Origin of the sequence: Campylobacter sp. CNRCH_2013_0855, assembly GCF_025773025.1 — a bacterium.
Lineage (GTDB): Bacteria > Campylobacterota > Campylobacteria > Campylobacterales > Campylobacteraceae > Campylobacter_D > Campylobacter_D jejuni_C.
On record NZ_JAKMTE010000005.1, the window covers coordinates 87,859 to 110,361 of the forward strand.

24 protein-coding genes are annotated in these 22,503 nt (G+C 28.2%); 20 read left to right on the forward strand and 4 right to left on the reverse strand.

All coding sequences use genetic code 11. From position 1 onward, the window contains the following. The first annotated feature begins 156 nt into the window (after positions 1-156). Positions 157-792 (forward strand): P27 family phage terminase small subunit, encoded by a 636-nt coding sequence (locus L8X40_RS04125; RefSeq protein ID WP_263667376.1) that lies wholly within the window; start codon positions 157-159, stop codon positions 790-792. After that, positions 785-2,416 (forward strand): terminase large subunit, encoded by a 1,632-nt coding sequence (locus L8X40_RS04130; protein ID WP_263667377.1) that lies wholly within the window; start codon positions 785-787, stop codon positions 2,414-2,416. The genes L8X40_RS04125 and L8X40_RS04130 overlap by 8 nt, the downstream gene beginning before the upstream one ends. 9 nt (positions 2,417-2,425) lie before the next feature. Here the strand turns inward: L8X40_RS04130 and L8X40_RS04135 are convergent, their stop codons facing one another. The 3 genes from L8X40_RS04135 to L8X40_RS04145 all read right to left on the reverse strand — a co-directional run bounded on the left by L8X40_RS04135 (position 2,426) and on the right by L8X40_RS04145 (position 5,086). Continuing rightward, positions 2,426-2,950 (reverse strand): hypothetical protein, encoded by a 525-nt coding sequence (locus tag L8X40_RS04135; protein ID WP_257399142.1) that lies wholly within the window; start codon positions 2,948-2,950, stop codon positions 2,426-2,428. Then, a complete protein-coding gene (locus L8X40_RS04140) occupies positions 2,947-4,107 on the reverse strand; it encodes an ATP-binding protein (RefSeq protein ID WP_263666921.1) in 1,161 nt (386 codons plus the stop codon). Before L8X40_RS04140 ends, L8X40_RS04135 begins: the two co-directional genes overlap by 4 nt. 172 nt (positions 4,108-4,279) lie before the next feature. Beyond that, positions 4,280-5,086 carry a hypothetical protein gene (locus L8X40_RS04145; RefSeq protein ID WP_263666920.1) on the reverse strand — a complete coding sequence of 269 codons (807 nt, stop codon included), beginning with the start codon at positions 5,084-5,086 and terminating at the stop codon, positions 4,280-4,282. Positions 5,087-5,498: 412 nt separating this feature from the next. On the opposite strand from L8X40_RS04145, the gene L8X40_RS04150 reads away from it, so the two are divergent. The 7 genes from L8X40_RS04150 (at position 5,499) to L8X40_RS04180 (ending at position 10,046) form a co-directional block, all read left to right on the forward strand. Next, a complete protein-coding gene (locus L8X40_RS04150) occupies positions 5,499-6,230 on the forward strand; it encodes a Rha family transcriptional regulator (protein ID WP_257399145.1) in 732 nt (243 codons plus the stop codon). Positions 6,231-6,308: 78 nt separating this feature from the next. After that, positions 6,309-7,478, forward strand: coding sequence for a phage portal protein (locus L8X40_RS04155; protein WP_257395615.1), 1,170 nt, complete (start codon positions 6,309-6,311; stop codon positions 7,476-7,478). Continuing rightward, entirely contained in the window at positions 7,466-7,990 is a 525-nt protein-coding gene (locus tag L8X40_RS04160) for an HK97 gp10 family phage protein (protein ID WP_257942465.1), read from the forward strand. Before L8X40_RS04155 ends, L8X40_RS04160 begins: the two co-directional genes overlap by 13 nt. Then, positions 7,991-8,341: a hypothetical protein gene (locus L8X40_RS04165; RefSeq protein WP_263667378.1), complete on the forward strand. Its 351-nt coding sequence runs from the start codon at positions 7,991-7,993 to the stop codon at positions 8,339-8,341. Positions 8,342-8,404: 63 nt separating this feature from the next. Next, positions 8,405-9,379, forward strand: a complete 975-nt coding sequence (locus L8X40_RS04170; RefSeq protein ID WP_263667380.1) for a hypothetical protein — start codon at positions 8,405-8,407, stop codon at positions 9,377-9,379. Next, on the forward strand, positions 9,376-9,747 hold the full coding sequence (locus tag L8X40_RS04175) for a DNA repair protein (RefSeq protein ID WP_214098817.1): 372 nt from the start codon (positions 9,376-9,378) through the stop codon (positions 9,745-9,747). Before L8X40_RS04170 ends, L8X40_RS04175 begins: the two co-directional genes overlap by 4 nt. Before the next feature lie 80 nt (positions 9,748-9,827). Beyond that, positions 9,828-10,046 carry a hypothetical protein gene (locus tag L8X40_RS04180; RefSeq protein WP_214126405.1) on the forward strand — a complete coding sequence of 73 codons (219 nt, stop codon included), beginning with the start codon at positions 9,828-9,830 and terminating at the stop codon, positions 10,044-10,046. Here L8X40_RS04180 and L8X40_RS04185 read toward each other — a convergent pair. Beyond that, entirely contained in the window at positions 10,038-10,361 is a 324-nt protein-coding gene (locus tag L8X40_RS04185) for a hypothetical protein (RefSeq protein ID WP_139493090.1), read from the reverse strand. The genes L8X40_RS04180 and L8X40_RS04185 overlap by 9 nt on opposite strands. A 55-nt stretch (positions 10,362-10,416) precedes the next feature. On the opposite strand from L8X40_RS04185, the gene L8X40_RS04190 reads away from it, so the two are divergent. The 11 genes from L8X40_RS04190 to L8X40_RS04240 all read left to right on the forward strand — a co-directional run bounded on the left by L8X40_RS04190 (position 10,417) and on the right by L8X40_RS04240 (position 22,503). Next, positions 10,417-15,645 (forward strand): hypothetical protein, encoded by a 5,229-nt coding sequence (locus L8X40_RS04190; protein WP_263667381.1) that lies wholly within the window; start codon positions 10,417-10,419, stop codon positions 15,643-15,645. Then, positions 15,642-16,511, forward strand: a complete 870-nt coding sequence (locus tag L8X40_RS04195) for a hypothetical protein (RefSeq protein ID WP_066006890.1) — start codon at positions 15,642-15,644, stop codon at positions 16,509-16,511. Before L8X40_RS04190 ends, L8X40_RS04195 begins: the two co-directional genes overlap by 4 nt. 81 nt (positions 16,512-16,592) lie before the next feature. Beyond that, positions 16,593-17,144, forward strand: coding sequence for an HK97 family phage prohead protease (locus L8X40_RS04200; protein ID WP_066006888.1), 552 nt, complete (start codon positions 16,593-16,595; stop codon positions 17,142-17,144). Between the two features lie 10 nt (positions 17,145-17,154). Continuing rightward, complete coding sequence (locus tag L8X40_RS04205; protein WP_012661561.1) at positions 17,155-18,315, forward strand: phage major capsid protein; 1,161 nt, start codon at positions 17,155-17,157, stop codon at positions 18,313-18,315. Between the two features lie 10 nt (positions 18,316-18,325). Next, a complete protein-coding gene (locus tag L8X40_RS04210; protein ID WP_263667382.1) occupies positions 18,326-18,544 on the forward strand; it encodes a hypothetical protein in 219 nt (72 codons plus the stop codon). Continuing rightward, positions 18,541-18,978 carry a head-tail connector protein gene (locus L8X40_RS04215; protein ID WP_012661559.1) on the forward strand — a complete coding sequence of 146 codons (438 nt, stop codon included), beginning with the start codon at positions 18,541-18,543 and terminating at the stop codon, positions 18,976-18,978. Before L8X40_RS04210 ends, L8X40_RS04215 begins: the two co-directional genes overlap by 4 nt. A gap of 9 nt (positions 18,979-18,987) precedes the next feature. Beyond that, positions 18,988-19,314, forward strand: coding sequence for a head-tail adaptor protein (locus L8X40_RS04220; RefSeq protein ID WP_263667384.1), 327 nt, complete (start codon positions 18,988-18,990; stop codon positions 19,312-19,314). Then, positions 19,301-19,792: a hypothetical protein gene (locus L8X40_RS04225; protein WP_263667386.1), complete on the forward strand. Its 492-nt coding sequence runs from the start codon at positions 19,301-19,303 to the stop codon at positions 19,790-19,792. The genes L8X40_RS04220 and L8X40_RS04225 overlap by 14 nt, the downstream gene beginning before the upstream one ends. 25 nt (positions 19,793-19,817) lie before the next feature. Further along, positions 19,818-21,410, forward strand: coding sequence for a hypothetical protein (locus L8X40_RS04230; protein ID WP_263667388.1), 1,593 nt, complete (start codon positions 19,818-19,820; stop codon positions 21,408-21,410). A gap of 1 nt (position 21,411) precedes the next feature. Then, the gene (locus L8X40_RS04235) at positions 21,412-21,861 is read left to right on the forward strand and encodes a hypothetical protein (protein ID WP_263667390.1); all 450 of its coding nucleotides are present in this window, start codon (positions 21,412-21,414) and stop codon (positions 21,859-21,861) included. A 9-nt stretch (positions 21,862-21,870) separates the two neighbouring features. Beyond that, the gene (locus L8X40_RS04240; protein ID WP_263667391.1) at positions 21,871-22,503 is read left to right on the forward strand and encodes a DUF4376 domain-containing protein; all 633 of its coding nucleotides are present in this window, start codon (positions 21,871-21,873) and stop codon (positions 22,501-22,503) included.

A 22,503-nucleotide genomic window follows, 5' to 3' on the forward strand; every position in this document is an offset into this window, starting at 1 on the left:
ACTAATTAACCAATAAATACCAAGTTTAAAATATGAATAATTGGGGCTTGTGCTTTAATTTCTTTTGCATGTTTTCCTTATATTTAACGCCCAATTAACTAATACGCACTTTAACGCCTTATGTTTTGTGTAAAATCACTAAAAAGAAAGGTGTTAATGCAAAAAGAATTTTTAAGTTGTGATGAGGTTTTGCAAATACTAAATATTAATTCTAAAGAGTATTTGAGTAGATATTTAAAGAAAAATGGAGTTAAGGTTTTAAGAGGAAAAGTTAAACCTTACCCAAAAGAAGAAATACTAAAGTTAGCTAAAAAAAGACAAGATGACAATCACCATAACTCAAAGCAAAATGAAATAGCACTTTTTATAGATGAAAGTATTATAAAAGAAAAACCAAAAAACAAGCAAATTGCTAAAGACAAAGAAATAAGTGAAATTAGCTTAAATTTTCAAACAATAGAGCAAGAATTGGCTCAAAAAGTAAAAAACGACTTAATTAATTTAGGAATTTATGATGATCTTGAAGATGATATTATTAAAGTATATGCTAAAAATCTTATTTTACTAGAATGCTCAAGCAAAGAGGTAGAGAAAAAAGGTTTTTGCACTACAAGTGATAAAGGAGTGCAGATTATCACTCCCGAGCTAGTTGCTTTTAACTCTCTAACTAAAAATGTAATAGGCTTGGCTAAAATTTTAGGCATCGGTGCTCCAAGTAGAACAAGAGTAAATCCAAAAGAGAAAAAAGAAAGCTCTCCTTTTGATGTTTTATTGGAGAAAGAAGATGAATGATATCAAGTTAAGATCTAGAGAAGATATTTTAAATTATGCTAAAAAATATATCAAAATAAAAAACGAAGAATTTCAAAATTCTCCATTTTATATAGATGAAAAAATAGCCTTAAACGCAGTTGTTTTTGTATCTTTATTAAAACATACCGATGGAGAATTAGCAGGAAAGCCATTTGCTCTTTTAAATTTTCAAATAGAGTTTATAATAGACATTATTGCTACATATTCAAAAGAAAAAAATGCTAGGAGGTATTCTTATGCATTATTATTTATTCCGCGAAAAAACGGCAAAACAGAGCTTATAGGAGCTATTTTGCTTTACTTTCTTTTTGTGGATAAAGAAAAAGGAAAGAAAATATATTGTGCTGCAAATGAAACTGAACAAGCAAAGTTAGTTTTTAATGCAGCTTCATCTATGATAAGTCAAGAAAAGCATTTGAATGATATGTGCTATCAATATAAGACTTATAGGGAAATTCGTAAAAAAAATACAAAGTTTGAAGATTTTATAAAGGTTTTGACAGCTACTAGTGAAACTAAAGATGGATTAAGACCTTATGTTTTTATTTACGATGAGCTTCATGCTGCAAAAGATGGAAAATTATACAAGGTCTTAGAAGAAGGAACGGCAAGTCGTTCTAATTCTCTTTGTATAGTAATATCGACAGCAGGTTATAACCAAAATTCAGAGATGAAAAAACAATATGATTATTGTAAAAAGGTTGCTTGTGGTATTATAAATGATCCTTCTACATACTCTAAAATTTACGAACCAAATGAAGATGATGATTGGCATGATGAAAAAGTGTGGGCTAAAGTAAATCCTGCTTTAGGGTATGGAGTTAAGATAGAAAAATTAAGAGAATATTTTGAAAAAGCAAAATCAAATGCAAACGATGAGGTTAGTTTTAAGACAAAGCATTTAAACATATGGACTTCAAATGCTGGTGCTTTTGTAAAAGATGATGATTTTATGAAGTGTAATCTTGGAAAAATAAATTTAACTTCTGATGTTTTTATGGGAATAGATCTTTCAGCTACGACAGATTTGACTGCACTAGCTATAATCTGCGAAATTGATAAAATTTTACATGTTGATTTTAAATTTTATGCGCCTAGACTGTGCGCTGAGCAAAGAAGCAGAAGAGATAAGGTTCCATATTTAGAATGGGCTAGGCTTGGATATCTGACTTTAACACCAGGAAATAGTGTAGATTATGACATATTGATAGAAGATATTATTTGTTTTAGTAAAACACTTAATATCAAAATGATAGGTTATGATCCTTGGAATAGTACTGAAGTAGCCAAAAAACTTAGTGAAGAAAACTTAGAATGCGTACAAATTAGACAAGGTTTTGCAAGTATAAGCGAACCGCTAAAAGAGTATCAAATAAGAGTATTAAAACAAACTATAAACCACAATGCAAATCCTATTTTTAGATGGTGTAATAATAATTTGGTAATAGATAAAGATGCAAGAGAAAATATAAAACCTGATAAGAAAAAATCAAGCGAAAGAATAGATGCAATTTCAGCTTTAGTAACTGCCATAGCGACTAAAAATACCTTTGTAAAACCACAAGAAAGTATTTATGAAAAACGGGGTATTAGGAGCTTGTAAAAATGGTTATTATATTTGTTTGATTATGTATTGTGTATTTTCTTTGATTAAATTATACTTAGAAATTATGTTTGTAGTGTTAAGTATGGTTATTCCTTTATTAGAAATTTGTTTCATTAAAGCTTTTACTGATGCTGAATTTGAAATTACGTGTTTTCTTTTGCTGGTAATAGCGGAACAATATTTTTTTTTAAAAATTAAACCTTTTTTTTGCAATTCATCTACTGTAGTTAATATTTGCTGATAAGCACAATCTAATTCTTTACCTTTTAATTCGATAAATATTGTAATGTTTTTTATTTCATCTACAGCCATATAATCACATTTTTTATGTGTGCTTTGTTCTGAAAAATAACCTTTATCTAGTTTGATTTTGAACATTGAAATGTCTTCAGCAAGTATGTTTAAAGAGAATGTTTTACCATTTTCAGAACAAGCTAAAATACCATTTCTTTCTTTGGTGTATGGACCTATATAATGATTTTCAAATTCTTTAAGCCATGATAAATCTCGTGTTGTTTGCTCTTGATTCATAAATCCTCATTTTGTAGATTTAATAAATCAGTGTAATCGTTAGAAAGTATTTCTGCTGTTTTATCCATTTCTTGAGTGTTAATAAAATACTCTTTTTTATCAAGAATAGAAGCAATAGTTCCTTCTTCTAATTTATATATTTCTATATCATTTATATCTAATCGAAGTAATTCTTTTGGTATGATTTTTTCTATTTTACCCATTGTAAATAAGTTTTCTTGTTTGTGCAGTTGTATTCCAGTTAGTATGTTAGATAGATAATAGAGTATAAAAGGACTATGTGTTGATATTATAAAGTTTAATTTGTTATATTTTATTTCAGTTTCTTCTAGTGTATGTGATAAAAATGATTTTAAAATAAAATGTAAAATTTCTTTTTGATGTTCAGGGAATAAGCTTAATTCTGGTTCTTCAATAAAAATATTTGTTTGTTGTGCTTGTGGTTTAGACGGTATATCTAGATTAATCTTTCTTTCTTGAGATGTTTCTTTTAATAAATAAGATATAATAACTTCTATTATAGATGCTGATTTAACCCCTGATGATGCATTTTTATAATTAATTGTATAATCTTTTGTTTGTAGTAAAAAATCATTTGTGACCTTATTTAATTTTTGAAGAAGTTCTATATTGAACATTTCCAATTTATAGGAATTATCATTAAATTTTAAACCTCTCAAAAAATATTCCATTGTATTGTTTAAAATTTCAGATATACGAATGCTCCTATCAAAATTATAACTGAGAATGTCTGGTATAATATAGCGTAAATCCGAAATAAAAACTTGTTCAGATACTATTTGGGTATTGTAAAATATTACTACTTTGTTGTTTTGCACCTCGATAGTGTTATTTATTGAAGTGTATATAATTTCGGTATCATTATTAAAAAAATCATCAATTTCGCATATATTAAAGATACGACCAATTTCATTTAAATCAAATTCGATTTTATTCTCACCGAATATATTTTCACTATATTGTTTATTGTTTATTAGAAGAGTTAGATTGTTTATTATAATATCAAAACTATATATTAATTTCATTAAAATACTTTTACCAGATCCACTTTTTCCTATTAGAATGGTAAAAGGTTTAATTTCTATATTGATATCTTTTATAGGACCAAAATTTTTAATTTTAAGTTTTTTCATCATAATATATTTTACCATTTATTTTTTATAATAATTTAAAGCAAAAAATATTCCTATTTATATCCTATACCTACTTTATAAAAGGTTTTATAGATTTTGAAATTTCATCTAATGATAGATTTTTAAGCTTATCTGATATGGTAATAGTAGCCTTTTTCTAAAAAATTAGAAAAAGCTAAAGTTTTATATCACATTCATTTAAAATCAAAGTAAGAGATTTTCTTTTTGAAAAATCTGCAGTAGTTACTATAGTGTATCCCTTTGCTCTTATTTTTTGCAAAATATATTTTGAAATATTAAATTGAGTATTTAAAAAATTTAAATGATTTTCAGACATAGGTGTTTTTCTTAAACATAGAAAAAAAGGATTTTTATCGTTATTTTTATTAAACTTCAAACCATTCTCAAATTCATGATCTTTATAATTGCTTTTTTGAATATCATTATCTATCATATGTTTTTTCATATTATCATAAAAATCTTTTAGATTACCATTTTCCAATATCTGTCTTAATATTTCTTTTGGGAGATCATTTAAATAAGGATTTTTTACTATCAAATTATCAATATTAAGCGGTGTGAAATAATAAGATTTTTCATAACTTAGCACAAGGAATAAATTGAAAGTATTTTTATAATAATCAAAATAAATATTAACTTTTACTTGATGATATTGATAGCTTAGTTTTAAACAATCTTCGGGCTTTTTAAAAGCTGACATTAAATATTTTTGCTTCAAAAACTCTTTTATATCATTCATTTTTATTTCTTTTATTGTGTATTTTTCTACTTCATTTATAAGACGATCGAAGCTTTTTTGCTGTTCGTAATTTTTAAGCCAACTGTCAACCCAAATAGGAATGGGCTTATTATTATCATTCCAATTACTCACACTACTATAAGCTAAACCGGTTATATTGCAAAAATCTTGTCTTGTAAGTCCTAGACTTTTGATTTTTTCATCAAACTCTTTTTTTAGCATAAATTGTCCTTAAATTTTATTATCATAATTATACCAAAATATACTTAAAAAGTGTGTATAAATAAAAATACTTATTAAAAAAGTAAAAAATATTGACAATAATATCAAAAAAGTATATAATAATGCTATGTTTTTACCTAATAAGTAAAAATAAGTCAAAAAGAAAGGAGTAAAAGATGAAAAAGCTAAGATTACTCGCACTAATCTTACAAACAATATTTTATATTGTAGCTTTACTTAAGCTTTTAACAAGCTAAAGTAACCCCCAGTGCGAGGGGGTTTTCATCTTTGAAACAAATTATATCTAAAAAAGGTTTAAAAATGGATTTTAATTTTATACTTATTATTATTTTAGCTGCTTGGGTAGGAGTGTGCGAAATACGCATTAATAAACTTGAAAAAAGGATAAAAGATGAATAATTTAGTTGTTATAAATGGACAAAATGTAGAGTTGGAAGTGCAAGGAGCCGACCAAGTTACTTGCACTTCTTTAAGTGTGGCTGAAGTATTTAATAAAAACCACAAGAATATTATACGCAAAATAAATGAATTTCCAAAGGATAATTTTACTAAGCTCAATTTTGAGCCGAGTAAATATACTGATAGCACGGGTAGAGTTTTACCTTGCTACAAAATCACTCGAGATGGTTTTTCTTTACTTGTTATGGGTTTTACAGGCGAAAAAGCTTACAAATGGAAAATCGAGTTTATCAAAGCTTTTAATGAAATGGAAAAATGCTTAAAAAACTTAGAGCAAGAAAACATGCAAAAACTAGCTTTTAGACAAAGCTTAGGTTATAAATCTCAACTAGTACAGCAGAAGAAAAAGTATGAAAATGAGATTAAAGCTTTAAAATGCGATTTAGAGCATAAAAACGAGTTAAGCTTTAAAAGAAAGCTTAGCAATGAAGAGTTTTTGGAACTTAGAAAATTTCTAGCTAGAGATTATGAAGCTGTTATTATAAACAAAAATGGTTTTTCCTTGTTTGCCCAAACTATATCAAGAAATTTTTATCAACTAGACAAAGAAAATGATTTTTTAATTTACAAACAAGTTTGTTCTAAGTTAAAAGAAAAATTACAATACTATCAAAACTATGATTATTACCAAAAAGTTTATATAAACAATCCATATTTTAGATAATTTTATAGTCTAAAATACCAAATACGCATTCTAACGCCTCAAAGTTTTTTTAAAATACTTAAAAAAACGAGGCTTTGAATGCTAGATAAAATAAAATCATTTTTTAAAACACAAAAAAGAAATCAAGATTATCATACCTTAGAGTTCCTTTCAGGAGAAAAGGTAAATTCTGATGAGCTTTCTGCTGTAATTGCAGCTATATCAAATATAAGCGAAACTATAGCTTCTTTGCCATTAAATCTATACAAAAAAGAAAAAAATGGCTCTATGTTAGCCACTAATCATCCTTTGTTTGATCTTATAAAAATTGCACCAAATGAAACCATGACACCATTTACACTTATAGAAGCTTTTATGGTGCAAATGCTTATTTATGGAAATGGTTTTTTATATCCTATGCGAAAAAGAAATGGGCAAATTTGCTCCATAGAACTTATAGAAAACAAAGATATTTCATTGTTTAAACAAAGTGGAAAATACTTTTATAGTGCATACTCTAGCAATGGCAGTGTTGTTTTAAGCTATGATGAAATAGTCAATGTACCATACCACACAAAAGATGGTGTCAATGGAATAGCACCTTTAAGAAAAAGTAAAACCACAGCAAAGTTAGCTACAGCCATAGAACAACATGGACTTAGCTTTTTTCAAAATGGTGCTTTTACAAGCGGTGTTATTACTGTTCCAAATGAGCTTAGTGATCAAGCATATGATAGATTGAAAAAATCATTTAAAGAAAACTATAGTCAAAAGAAAGCTTATAATATATCCATTTTAGAAAGTGGCTCTACATTTACTCAAACTACAAGCGCAAATAAAGATAGTCAATTTATAGAAAGCAAACAATTTCAGATTATAGAAATTGCAAGATTATTTAACATACCCCCGCATAAGCTAGGAGATCTTTCTAGAGCAACATTTTCTAACATAGAACAACAAGAAACAAACTACATGGTTCAAACAATCACGCCTCTTACTACAAAAATAGAACAAGCATTTAATCGCTTTTTGCTTACTAAAAGCGAATGGGGAAAATATTATTTTAAATTTAATATCAATGCTATTTTAAGAGCTGATAGTGCTTCAAGATGGGAAAGCTATACAAAAGCTTTAAACAATGGAGTTATGAGTATTAATGAGGTTAGGGCGTTAGAGGAGATGAACCCAATTAGCAATGGAAATGAACATCTTATAGCATTAAATTTAGGAAAGTTAAATGCACTAAAGGATGAGGTTTGGGAGAAATAGAAGTAGAAGGTCTTGTAGAATTAATGAAAGATTTAAACACACTGAGTAATTCATCATTATCAAAAGCTGCTAGAAAAGGCGCTATGAGTGTAAGCAAGGAAATAGCTAAGGTTTATAAAAAAACAGCACCTAAAGAAAGTGGTCTTTTAAGATCAAGTGTTAGGGCTGTTACAAGTAGAAATTTAGAAAAAGGTGTTTATAGGGCAGCTGCTGTTGTATTTAAAAAGAAAAAAGTAAGCCAAAAAAGATATGAAAAACTAAAAGGTTTTAAAAAATGGACTTTAGAGAAAAAGAATGAAAAGAAAAATAAAATAGAGTATTTTTCTAGTGCTTATTATGCACATTTTTTAGAGCATGGATTTTGGCATAGAGGAGGAAAAAACAAAAAAGGTAAAACAAGTTTTGTAAAAGGATATAAAACTATGGAAAATGCTACAAAAAAAATAGAACCAAAGGCAGATATTTTAGTTCAAAACGAATTAGAAAAAGAATTAAAAAAATTAGGGTTTTAAATGAAAATGTACAAAGAATTTTTAGTCCGCTTTCTACGAAATTTAGAAAATGAATTAAAACTAGATATTTATCCTATAAAAGCAACTATAGAAAGTAAAGAAAATTTTATAGTTTATGAAATAAGCAATGAAGAAATAGTTTTAAGTATTGATAATAAATTATTAGTAAAAGAAATAGAAATATCCCTTACCATATATAGCAAAAAGTATCAAAAGTTAAGAAATATAAAAGAAGATTTGGAAAATTTATTGTTTAGTATAGATAAAAAGCCAACAGATATACTCATAGCCGGAGAAGATGAAGAAAATGGTTTTTATTACAGTAATATGTTTTTAACTTTTAAATTTTAATACGCTTTGTAACGCCTCAAAGTTTTCTTAAAATCTATTTGTATTTTATTGCAAGGAGAACCAATGCCAAAAGAAAAAATAATTTCAGAAGCACCAGATGTTCAAGGTCTTAGAGTATTAGTTTTATCTCGTGCTATGGAAACAGCCGGATCTACACCAGTACAAGCAGGTTTTTTAACTAGCATTTCAGGACTTAAAGGAGGAAGTAGGGAAAGTCAAAAATTAAGCCCAATTAATGACAGAGATTATGAAGAAATAAATGCAGTAGGTAAAAAAACAAGTGCCACTGTGAATATGTCTTTGCTTTATAAATTTGTAAAAGATGGAAAAACGCAAGATTTTGAAGGTGTAAATTATCTTGAAAAGGCTTTTGAAGAAAATGAAGAAGTTTTTATTATTGTTGAGGTTAATGATGAAAGAAAAACAACTTTAAAAATCAAAATGAAAATAACGGGTTTTGAAGTTACCAGCGAAGCTAATAATAAATTTAGCGCAAATGTTACAGCAGAAAAAATAGGAGAAGCAAAAGACATCACTCCTTTTAGATTTGAAGAAGGAGATAATATAGAGCATACTAGCGATGCGTTAAATGTAGGTGATGTTTATGCGGATAAAAAATCAAAAACGATCTATTACTATCCAAATCCAAGCACACTAAAAACGCCACAAACTAATGATGAAAGACTTGTATATATCTTTGATAGCGTTAGAGGTGTGTGTCCATATGCTAATAAGCAGTTTTTTAATGAAAGTAAAGAATTTATAGATAGTGAGCAAGAACATGAGGATAAATGGGTAAAAGAAGATGATGAAAACATCATTCATGAAATCAAAAATGAGCCAACTCAAGGTCAAACTTATGAAGAATTAAAAGGCAAGACAATTTATTTTTATCCAAATCCTTTATCTCTTACATATCCAGCAAATAAAGATATAAGAAAAAAATACACATGCGATGGAAGCAGTGGTGTGGCTTCATCTGCCACTGAAGAAGAATTCAACATTAACAAATTTACACAAAAAGGAAGAAAAAAATGAATTTAAAAGATTTTTTACAAAACAATTCTCTTAAAACAAAGGAAATTAATATTGATGGCATTGATGAAAAAATAACCATAAAACAACTTTCTATGTTAGAACAATATGAGCTTATGAAAAATCATAAAATAGAGTTTAAAAAAGATAGTAAAGATGGTGATGATATTAATGAAATCAATATAGAAGCCATAAGCAACAACTCTAATTTTAGAACCGAAGTTGTCTTAAAAGGACTTGTAGAGCCAAGATTAAGCAAAAAAGAAATTACACAGCTTAATCAAGCCGCACTTGCTGTTATTTCTAAAATAGCTGATGAAATTTTAACCTTTAGTGTAGAAGTCCCAAAGCAAGAGAGCAAGGGCGATTAAAATATCGCCTAGCCCTTGCATTAGGAAAAACAATAGGCGAACTAGAACAAAGCATTACCCAGGCAGAATTTAATGAGTGGATGGAGTTTTTGTCTAATGAGCCTTTAGCTTGCGATAGAAATGAAATACAAATTAGTATTTTGCTTAGTATGATTGCATCTTTTATGGGAGTTAAAAACAAATGTGAAGATTTTTTACTAAGTGAGCATTTGAAGCCATCAATTAAGCAAAGTGCTAATACAAATCAAAATATAGATTTAAAAAAATTAGGTTTAGATTTTTTAGAACTTTTAGGATAATAAACTATGATCAATCTCCACGATAAATTCTTTTTCATTTGGGTTTTCTTGCAAAATTTGACAAAACTGAACTTTTATATCATGATTAAAAAGATTGTTTTTTATACCAAATTGCATAGCTTTTGCACTAAGCAGAACAATTTGGGGTTTGTTTTCTTTAAGAAAAATATCAACAGCTTTAGTAAAGCTAGCAAGTTCTTCATCAATAATCTTTTCTTGAAATTCTTTTTTACTCTTAGTTTTAGCCATAAAAAACACCACAAGCAAAAACAGCAAAGTTATAAAAGTAAGTGGCTCATAAGAGTAAAAAAACATTCTAATACCTTTTTTGTTTTCATTCTAGCTAAATTATATATAAAAGGAAATTAAAGTGGCAAAAAATGTAAAAGTTGGTATAAGTGTTGATACAAATAAAGGAGTGGTTAGTGTTAATAAGTTAAACCAAAGCTTTGTTAATCTAAATCAAAAAACAAAAGATACCAAAGAAAGCTTTTTGGGTCTATCTAAAGCGATATTAGATATGAATGCACATTTTGTGCAAAGCTATCATGGTTATAAAGCTATGTTTGATAGCGTGAGTAATTATGCCAAATCTTTTATAGAATTAAATGCTCAATATGAAAAAACAAAGAAGAATATAGCTTCCTTAATAGCTGTAAATTCATCCAATGTTGCATCTTTTGGTAAGACACTAAATATACAAGAAAAATATCAATTGTCATTAAAACAAAGTGCTAAAACACTAGAGCAGTTTAATAATTTATCTGCTAAGTCAGGATATGCTGTATCAGATTTAGCGGATATTTTTTCTAGTTTTTATGCAGGTGCTTCAAAAAATATGAATTTTGATGAAAGTATAAAATCTTTTGAAAATTTAATGCAAACTCTTAAAATATCAGGTCTTGGAGTAGAACAGCTGAAAATGACAATAGATGGTCTTGGAGATGGAGCTGTATTATCAAGTTCTGATCTTGGTAGGTTTTTAAAACAAATCGGACTTACTAACGAAGCTATTAAAGAAGCTAATGCAAGTGGTAATCTATATAATTTAATTATTCAAAAAACAAGTGAAAATGTTAAGGTTGCTCAGCTAGCTCTTGGAGGATATGAGGATAATGTTAGACTTCTAAAGTCAAATATAGATAAATTAAAAAGAGAGCTGAGTAAACCTATATTTGAAAGTGTAAATGAAAGCTTGTTAAAGCTAAATATTTACATGGAAGAAAATAAAGATAGTATTTCTAGTTTTATTAAAACTTTTCAGAGTTTAACACCTATACTTATTAATGTTTCTTTGACTTTTGCTAGCTTAAAGGCATACTCTAAAATAGCTCCGATTTTATCTAAAGGATTTTTAGAACTAAAAGCTTCGATACTAGATACTAAAAATGCTTTATATCTACAAAGAGTTGGGTTGCTTTCTAATACTCAAAGTATAAATGAAATAAATAAAAGAACTATTGTTTTATCTAGGGGATTTAAAGCGTTATCAAATGTTGCCAAGAATGCTATACCTTTAGTTTTAATTGAAAGGTTGTTTGCTATAGAAGATGCCTTAGATAAAGCGTATGAGAAAACAGAAAAGTTAAATTCTTCTTTTAAAAGAAAAATTGAAATTTTAGATATAGAAGATTTGAAAAAACAAAAAGAGCAATTAGAAAAAGAGTTGGAAAGTATATCAGATATTGGAAGCTTTCAAAACACAATAGGAAATCTTTTAAAAGAATATTCATTTGAAATCATAGGAGATGATTATAAAAAAGCAATCTCTTATCTACAAAAAATAGATTTTTCTTTTATGGGGGCTATTAGAGAACAAAGTGTTGAAGATGCAAGAGAGATAGCAAATATTGCTCAAAAAATAGCATTTTTAGATGATAAAATTAAGCAAAATGCAAAAGAGGAAGTAAAACTAAAGAGTGTAGAAAAGCTCAATAAGGAGTTAAAGGATGCAGTTGAATTAATAACAAAAATTCAAATTCCAAAAATAGAAAGCCAAGAGTTAGAAAAAACAAACAAAGCTTTAGATGATTTAAATAAAAAATTATTAGAACTTGTTAGTATTAATAATTGGGAACAAAATAATGCTTTAGTAGAGCAGGTAAACATTATATCTAATGCATTAGCTCATGCTGTTAAAGCTGATGAGGTTAAAAGAATACTAGATCAAGAAGAAAAAGCAAAACTTGCTCAAGAAAAGCATACTCAAATCATAAAAGAGCAAAATCAAGCACTCAAAGAACTTTCACAAATCACTATGAGTGAGTATGAAAAAAGCTTGGAATCTATCAATGAAAAATTAAAACATTTCAAAGAAATAGGTTTTGATAGTAAAACTATACAAAAAGCTAAAGAAGAAATGATTATAGATCTTGATTTAAAAGAGAGTGAAAAAGAATTTCAATCCTATAAGAGTTTAATGCTTGAATTTTATGAAAGTGTTGGTAAAAAACAAGAAGCTTGGGCTTTGAAAGAAATAGAATTAAGAGAGAAATTTGTAGATATTTTAGATAAAGAAGATCTCCAAAAACTTATAAAGACGCAAAAAGAAGCTTTTCTAAATGTAGAAAAAAATGCATCAAAAACATTTAAAAATGTAGAAAATGATTATCTTAAGATGATAGCAAATATGCAAAGAACCATAGAAAGTCGTTTTTTTGATTTTATAGAAGGAAAAATAAAAAATTTAAAAGAATTATTCATAGGTTTAGGCAAATCTTTAGCTATGGATATGCTATCACCTGCTATTAGTTCTATTAGCGGATCAATATCAGGCATTTTTACAAATTCATTAATGGGTGCGAACAATTCTTATCAAAATGTTAGTTTAATTTCTCAAGATTTAGGTTTAAAAAAAGATAATAATGGAAATTTTACCGGTGTTATAGATGGTAAAGAAGTTATTATATCTTCTAATGGAGAGGTTAAAAAAGGACAAGATGTGTTAAATGGTGTATCTAATGTGCTAAGTGGATTTAATGCATTAGAAGGTATTTTAAGTGGCTCTACATTTGAAAAAATACAAAGTTTTAGTAGTTTTAATTTTAGCAGTATTGGTGATAGTTTTACTTCTGTGTTTCAAAATTTTTCTAATTTAATAAAAAATATAGGAACACTAGGAAGCAATATTTTAAGTTTAGGAAGTGCATATCTTGGTAGTTTTTTTGGAGGGACTGCTTTAACTTCTTTTAGTTCTGGTGCTTTATGGAGTTCTTTAGGTATTGGCGGTATAAATGGAGCTTTAGCCGGTGGTATTGGTTCTACTTTGGGTTTTGTTGGTGGTTTAGCCACTAATGCATTAAGTGGTGGTCTTTTGGGTTATGGTATAGGAAAGCTTGGAGATATGTTATTTAAAGCTGATACTCATGCTGGAAGTGGTGGTGCTATAGGTGGAGTTTTGGGTTCTTTAATAGCACCTGGTATAGGTACTTTGGTAGGCGGTCTTTTAGGTAGTGTTATAGGTGGAATTTTTGGAAAAACTAAAGCTACCGGAAGTGGTCTAAGACTTTGGCAAGATATAAATTTTAAAGATCATTTTTCACAAGGAAATTTGCAAAGCTATATTGATTATCAAAAGAAAGGGTGGTTTAGTAAAAAAAGTTGGACTGAATATCAAAATATAAATGATAGAAAGATAAAAGAACTTAATCTATTTTTGGATAATCAATATGCATTATTAGAAAGGTTAGGGGCAAATTTAGACAAATACGAAATAAACGCAGGGAAATATAGTGGCAATTCTCTTATAGATACAGCCGTTCCAAATGCTTTATTAAAAAGTTTTTTAAATACTGATGATAATGAATTAATTAACGAACAAATCAAAGCCATACAGCAAGCTGCTAAAGAAGCAAATATATCTTATGCACAGCAACTTTCTAAGCAATTTGGTCAGTTTATGAGTATGCAAAGTAATATTTTAAGTCAAATATATAAAAATGATCCTGTGAAGGTGGCAAAAATTACTCTAGATGATACCATGTATGCACTAAAAACTGCCATTAGAAATGTAAGTGGTGGTTTTGATATCTTAGGGTTAAAAGAAGATGAATTTAAAAATATTTCACAAATTTCACTAGATAAACTTAATGAGGCTTATAATGAAAGCTTAAGAAATGATTTCTCAACTGAAAATGTAGAAGCTTGGGAGCAATTATTACAAGCTTTAGCAAGTGCAAATGAGCAAGTAAATAACATCTTGCAAACCATTATTAATAAAACAAGTGAATTAATGCAGATAAATCAAAGTTTTGCAGGTGTTAATGGATTGGATACTAGTGTTTTTAAAGTTAATGATTTGCTTAATCAGTATGCTACTATAATGGGTGGATTAAAAGATGATCTAAGTAAAGAAGAACAAGATATTTTTAAAGATATTTTTAGTGCTAATGATAAGTTGTTAGAGCTCGGATATGAAGGAATAAATGATTTTTTAAGCACTGGTAATACTGAACTTAGAAAACAATTAATAGCCATTATCACTTCCTTTGAACAAATAATGAAAGAACAAGGTGGTTTAATTTTTTCATCAGAGCATTTGAATGAGTTAGCTAAGGTTGATGAGCTTATAAAAGCATATGAAGATGAGAATTCAAAAGAATATGCCAAAATTAAAATTAATGAAAACAATAAACTTTTAGAAAATTTAAACAATCAAAAAAATATTTTATCATCTCTTGCTAGCTTTAGTGATAATTTGATTAAGCAAACTATTCAAACACCTCAAATGATAAGTAAAAACTATGAAAAATTACTAAAAAAAGCTAGCGATGATTTTAAAAATAATAATTTTAATTCATCTTCCTTTGAAGAACTAAAGCAGGCAGCAAGTGCCAAAGAAAATGACTTAAGAAATTCATCATCTTATGAAGAATATCAATTTCAAATGTTAAAAATGGCTAATGATATGAAGGATTTAGGAGGTGAAGCTGATTTAAATACAATACAAGATGAGATTGCCAAAATTACATTAGAAAATGAAAAATTAAATGAAAAACTTCAAGAAACTATAAAAGATACATCTTCTATGACTTTAGAAGAATTAAAAAAATATAGAGAAACTCTTTTAGAGCAAAGCCAAAAAGAAGTTCAGGAAATGATTAAGTATCTTGGAAAAGATTCACCTATAGCAAAATACTTAGAAGGTATGATTAAAGAATTAAAAAATGGTAGTACTTTAAGTGTGGCTGCTATAGAAAATTTAAAATATGCTTTGCTCGCGTATCAAAACAATTCTAATAAAGTAGATAATGAATTAAATCAAGAAATAAAAAACCCTAATAAAAAAGCGCTCGCTTTTGCAGATGGTGGAATAATAACACAAAAAACAAATGCTATTATAGGAGAAAATGGATATCCTGAGGCAGTTATTCCGTTAAAAGATGGTAAGGGATTAAAGGTTGATGTTTCTAATATATTTGAAAGATTAGAAACAGCTCTTTCTAAAGGTATAGATAATGGCTTTAAGCAATTAAATTCTAAATTTGATGGATTAATTACAAAAGTAGACAATGTAGATAAAGGTATTAAAAGACTTTGTATGGATATGTCAATTCTTACAAAACAAACAAGAGAAATTGTAGAAAGGATTGAGAAATGATTATAGTAAGACCTTTGGAGTTTATCATAGAGCAAAATACCATAAGCAAAGATAATACAGCTATATGGGATAAAGATAAAACATATAAGATCAACGATGAGGTTTCTTTTAAGGGATATATTTATAAAAGTGCTAGCGATGAAGACAAACATGAAGAACCAGATGTTTATTTCGATAAATGGGTAAAAATGCGTCCTACAAATGAAAATGCATGTTTTGATGATGAGGTAAATACGCAAAGTAAAGACAATAAAACTTGGAGTGTTATTATAGATGTTAAAGAAAGTTTTGATGCCTTAGCTGTATTAAATGCCAATTTATCCAAGATTAAAATACAAACATTGGATAAAAGGGTTATTTATGAAAAATCACTATTTTACAGAAAATCTCGCACATGGTGGGAATATTTTTTTGGTAGATTTAAGATCAACAAAGATGATTTTATATTTTTTAAATATCCCATTAATTCTAAAATAAAAATAACATTCTATGCTCTAAATGATATTGCTAATGTTGGACATATACTTTTGGGTAAAAAAGAAAAATTAGGTATTACTATACACCCTGCTAATCTTACTTATCTTAATTATTCTAAAACAAACACAAATGAATGGGGGCATACTACTGTAGTAGATGGTAAAAAAGCGAAATTTTTAGAATTTATAGTTGCCTTAGAAAAAGCTCATTTTGATTACTATGATGATTTAATTGAAAGCATTTATAATAAAAAGACACTATTTATTGCAGATGAAAGTGAAAATGGGTTTAAAAAACTGACCACTTTTGGTATTTTAAAAGATTATTCAGCTCCTATTGAAGACTATGACTTTTTACAAATTAAATTAAATATACAAGGTTTGATATAAAATTTTTATATCAAGCTAACACGCATTTAAACGCCTCAAAAAATTTATAAAATCTATACAAAACATATTTTAAGGAAAAATATGAACTTTGTTAGATCAGATACTGCAAAAATAAGAAATATAGACAATGATAATAATATATTAAGTTTTGTCATGATTTCAAATTCTAATGCTTGTAAGCGTTGGGATTGGGATATGGGTGAATATCTTGAGGAATTAGATATCTCCGGTGCAAGATATAACGAATTAAGAACGCTTTTTACAGACCATAATCCGAGCGTAGATAATGCTATAGCAAAAATTGAGAATATAAGAGTTGAAAATAACGAATTAGTTTGTGACTGTATTTTTGCAAAAGATGAGAGAAGTCAAAATATTTTTAAAAAATACAAAGATGGAATTTTAAGTGATGTATCTATCGGATATAAAATCTTAAAACAAACTATAGATAAAGACAGCAATCCCAAGAAAGTACTTGTAAATGAGTTTGAAATTTTTGAACTTAGTGCTGTTTGGAAAGGTGCAGATAAAAATGCAAAAAAACGCTTTTTTGATGAGCAAACACAAAAAGAAGCTAAAGCTTTAGCCCAAGCAAGAGAACGCGAGCTAGAGCTTATGATTAAAACACTTTAAAGGAGAGATAATGCAAAAAATAAGAGAAGAAATAGGTGCTTTACATAAGCAGATGTTAGAGCTTTCTAATAAAGCAAAAAATGAAAAAAGAGCATTTAGCACAGATGAAGAACAAAAATATAATGAAATGCTTAAAGATTTTGAAAGCAAACGCAGTGAGCTTTTAAGACTTGAAGAAGAGCAAAAAAGAGAAAAATTTTTAAATGAAGTTACAAGTATAAGATTAGAACAAAATCCACATCCACAAAAAGAAGAAGAAAGAGACTCTATGAGATCTTTTGTTAAATACTTAAGAAGTGGAGTTATAGACACATCTTTGCAAAGAGATGCATTAAACGAAGCTTCAGGTGATAAAGGCGGTGTTTTAGTTCCTACAACATTGCAATCAAAAATTAGATCAAAATTGACAGATCTTAGTGTAATTAGGAAAATAGCTACTGTGCAAAAATCATCCACAAATCAAGATATACCTATACTTGAAGATATAAGTGGTTTTGGTTGGATTGATGAAATGGCTAGTTTTAATGAGGCAAGTGCTTCTTTTTCAAAATTAACTATTGGAGCATACAAATTGGGAGGTATTATTAAAATTAGTGAAGAATTACTAAATGATAATATCTCAAATTTAGAAAGTTTTTTAATTAGAAAGAGTGCTGAAAAAATTGCACAAGCAGAGGAAGAAGCATTTATAAAAGGCGATGGAAATAAAAAACCAACAGGTATTGTAAATACAAAAACCAAATATGAATTAGCAAGTAATAGTGGCATTACAAGCAATGATGTAATTGATGCATTTTTTACATTAAAAAGTGCATATAGATCTAATGCATGTTGGCTTGTTGGGGATGATTTTATGAAAGCTCTTTATAAATTAGTCGATGGAGATGGTAGACCTTTATGGATGCCAGCGCTTAGTTCTGGTGGATATGACACTATTTTGGGTAAAAAAGTAATCTATTGTTCTTCATTAGATGGTTTTGGTGCTAATAAAATTCCTGCTATCTTCGGTGATTTTAGTTTTTATGAAATTTGGGATAGAGAAACTATGAGCTTTACGAGATTAAATGAATTGTATGCTCAAAATGATTTAGTTGGAATTAAAGTTAGATCAAGACTTGATGCTAAATTAATCACAGATGAAGCAGTTTGTAAAATAGTAACTCCTTCTTAAAGTCTAAGTCATGAAAAAAGTTGAATTTTTATTTTGTTTAAGTGGTGATGTTTTTTATAGAAAAGGTGATGTGGTAGAGCTTAATGATAAAGAAGCTCTACGACTTCAAAAGAGAAATATTGTAAAGATACTTATAGAGCAAGAGCAAGTAGATGAACAAGTAGATGAACAAGTAGATGAACAAGTAGATGAAGCTCAGCAAAAGCAAAAAGGTAAGGGCAAAAAATGATTATTAAAGAATTAAATGCACCTGAAAAAACTCTTATAAACATAAAAGAATTAAGAGAATTTCTAAGAATAGATAGTGAAGTTTTTGATGAAAGCATAAAGCAGTCTTTAAAAGCTGCCATAACAGAATTTGAAAACAGAACTAATCGCATATTGGTTAAGAATAATTATGAAATATCTTTTTTCAATGAAAGAGTTGTGTTAGCCCCATTTAATTCTTTAGAGAATGCACAATTCAAAGCAGAATTTAAAACAAATTCCAATGTTTTGTATTGTGAAGGTAGTGGAAGAATGATTGTTAATTTAGGTTATGAAGAGCTTCCAGAAGATATAAAACTTTGGCTTAAAAACTATTGTTTGCACGCTTTTGAAAACACAAGTTTTCCTAATATAAGTAAAGCTCTTATCAATAGATATAAAATATCCTTCTTCTAAGGTTTTTAAATGAAAGCAAAAGAACTTAAACATCGTTTAAAAATATATAAAAAAGTGCAAAGCAAAAATGAATTTCAAGAGCTAGATTATGATGAGGTAGTTTTTATAAAAGAAATATTTGCAAGTTGTAAAAATTTAATCGTTGAAAATAAAGAACAAGGCAACATAACAAACAAAACTTCTTTTTGCGAGTTCGAAGTTAGATTTTTAGAGCTTGACATGTCTTATCTGATCGAGTTTGAAGGTGGTAGATATGAAATTTTAAGCATACAAGATGAGGGTATGAGTAAAAGATTTTTAAAAATAAAAGCGAGAAAAATAGATGATTACAACTAAAATCAGTCAATTACCATCACCACCAGATTTAGAAAATCCTATAGATTTTGATAAGCAAGCAGATGCCTTTGTAAGATCTTTAAACCCTTTTGGAAAAGAATTAAATAGCTTGTCAAAAGAAATTAATGAGCTTAGTGAATTTATTTCTCAAAAATCAGATGAATTGGTGTCTTTTATAAACTTAAAACTAGAAGAGATTTATTTAGAAGCAAATGAAGAAAAACTAAAACTCTTAAAATATGCAAAAGAATTAGAGCAAGCCTTATTTTTGCATACACAAGATAAAACAGAAGAATTGCTAAGTTTGATAGATGAAAAGGGTTTTGAAATTATAGAAAGAATAAATGATAATTGCTTAGGGGCTGATTACACTGCTTTAAGCCAATCTTTAGCTCATAATATTTCTATTGAGCGTTTTTTATGGGAAAGCAATATGATAAAGCTTAGCCAAAAAGAAATACCTAACAATGAGCAATAAATCAAATTTTTAAAGGAGAAGAATAATGAATCAAAAGCCTACACCTCTTATGCTTTATACAATTTTAGAACAAGCAAGTAAAGATATCATAGCTATAAGAGAATACTTGTACAATAGCAAAGAAAAAATAGATGAACATATATTAGAACATATTGATAAATTTGAAGAAAAGGTAAAAGAAGCTATAGCTTCTTATGAAGCTTTAAGCAAAGAAAAGCTTGAAATTCTTGAAGAACTTTACAAGCAAGTGGTTTATCCTTTTGATTTTGCAAGTAGTGATAATGAGCCGGTTAATCCTAAATTAAACCAAATATGGTTTAAAAAATCAACAGCACAAATATTGCAATTTTTACAAAATCCGACAATAAACTTTATTCAAAAAACACCACCAAGTCAAAAAAAAGAAGGAAGTGTTTGGTTTAAACCTCTTGATGATGAAAACATTATGCAAGGGGAGATTTATGTTTGTGAGAAAGTTTTAGATAATAAAGCTTGGGTTAATCCTGCTTTGCCAAAAGAATTAAAACCTGCTTTTATCAGCGAAGAAGAACCAAGTGAGGCTAATTTAGGTGATATTTGGAAAAAGCAAAGCACCGGAGAATATTTTGTATATGTACAAACTAGTAGCGGTAAAACTTGGACAAGTCCTGAAAATCCAAGTGTTTATATTCCAACTCACACCAGCGAAGAAGAACCAAGTGAGGCTAACTTGGGTGATATTTGGAAAAAGCAAAGCACCGGAGAGTATTTTATACATATAAGAACAACAGATGATAATGCTTGGATTTTAAAGCATGATTTAAAGATAGAGCCATATATTTGGGTTGATCAAAAAGATGAAAATATTAAATATATACTTTCTTTACTTGGTGATTTGCAAAATAAAGATGATGTTCAAGAAAAACATGAGAATGAAGTATTAGAAAAGGAACAAGAATTAAATAGTAAAAAAGATGAATTAGAAAATATAAAAAATCAAATTCAAGAAGAGCTTAACAAAGTTCCACCGGGCGATGTATCTTCTTTAGAAGAAGAAAAAGCAAGACTTGAAGAAGAGATTAGTCAAATTCAAAAAGATTTAGATGAAAAAAAAGAGGAATTGGAGACTATATTAGAAGAAAAAAGACTTGTAAATAAAAAAATGTTAGATGAGGCTTTGAAAACAAAAGTTTCTATAGAAGGAAACAAGACAATAAACGGAAATATAACTTTAAGTGGTGCTTTAACGGCAAATGGAACTACTAATTTAAATGGAAATACTACTTTTAAGCTTATTCCAAATTGTGCAGTTAATCCAACAGCTGATAATCATTTGACTAGAAAGTGGTATGTAGATTATGGTGGTGGTATTAAAAATTTAGGAACAGTAGGTTCAACAAACATAGACTTAAGACAAGCTCAACATTTTATTTTAACAGCAAATGCAAATACAGAGTTGGGTATAGCTAATTGGGGCGGGGCAGGAAAAAGTGGAACCATAACCATAAATAATTGTCAAAACATAAAATCTTTTAAAGCACCATTTAAATTTAGAATAGCACAAAGTGGTTTTAGTGGAACTGAGACCTTTGCTTATTTTTGCATAGCAGCAAATAACATCAGATTAGTAAGGTCTTAATATGAATACTCTAATGCTTGCAAATTCAATATTTCAAGTTAATTTACCTCCAGAACTTGGCGGAGGCGTGGCTAATTATAATTATATGTTTAGTTTAAATAATCTAGTAAGACCTAATGAATATGTTGTGCCTGCTAATTTAGCAAATAAAGAAGTTTTAGTTGTAGGAGAAGTTTGGAGTGCAAACAACATGAATAATAAAACTTCAGCAAATTCTATTGATATAACTTGGAATAATTATGCTAATTCGCATCGTTTTTATGGTCCATCAAGATCATACACAGCTAATAAAAAAATACCAGTGAAAGCAAAAATAAAATTTGGAGCTATAAACTCAAATAAAATTAGATTTTCTTCATATCAAACTGGTAGTGCAAACGCACAAGCAGGGTGGAATACTAGCGATTGTAATCTGCAATGTCGTGGAAACTTGACATTTTATTATAACTAAGGAGGAAAGATGTTTTACAAGATAGATGATAAGGCTTTTTTTAATGAAGATGTGTATTTAAAAAAAGTTATTATTAAAGTAGATGAGGAAGAATTAGAAGGGGAAGATACTTATTTTTTAAGTAAATTAAATGATGATGAGCTTAAAGCTCTTGGTTTTGCTAGAGTGAGTGAGCAAGAATTGCCAAGTTTTGATGAAAAAAGCCAAGAGCTTGTTAGAAAAGAAGAATTTGATGAGCTAAGTAATATCTTTCATATAAAATATGAAGTACGCCAAAAAAGTTTAGAAGAACTAAAAACAATTAAGCTTGATGAAATAAGAGCTAAAAGAGATGAAGCTTTAGAAAGCGGACTTATTTATAATGAGCATACTTTCCAAACAAGAGAAAAAGACAAGCTTAATATCAATGGAGCTGTAACTAATTTAATGCTTGATATAAGTGGGACTAACTCAATCTCTGAAATCATTTGGATTGATATCAATGATGAAAAAGTAACTTTTACACCACAAGATTTTTTAAAATTTGCTTCAATGGTGGCTTATCATACCCAAGAAATTACATTTAAAGCAAATGCATTAAAAGAAAGAATAGAACAAGCTGAATCTGAACAAGATTTAGAAGCTATTGTTTGGGAGGATTAA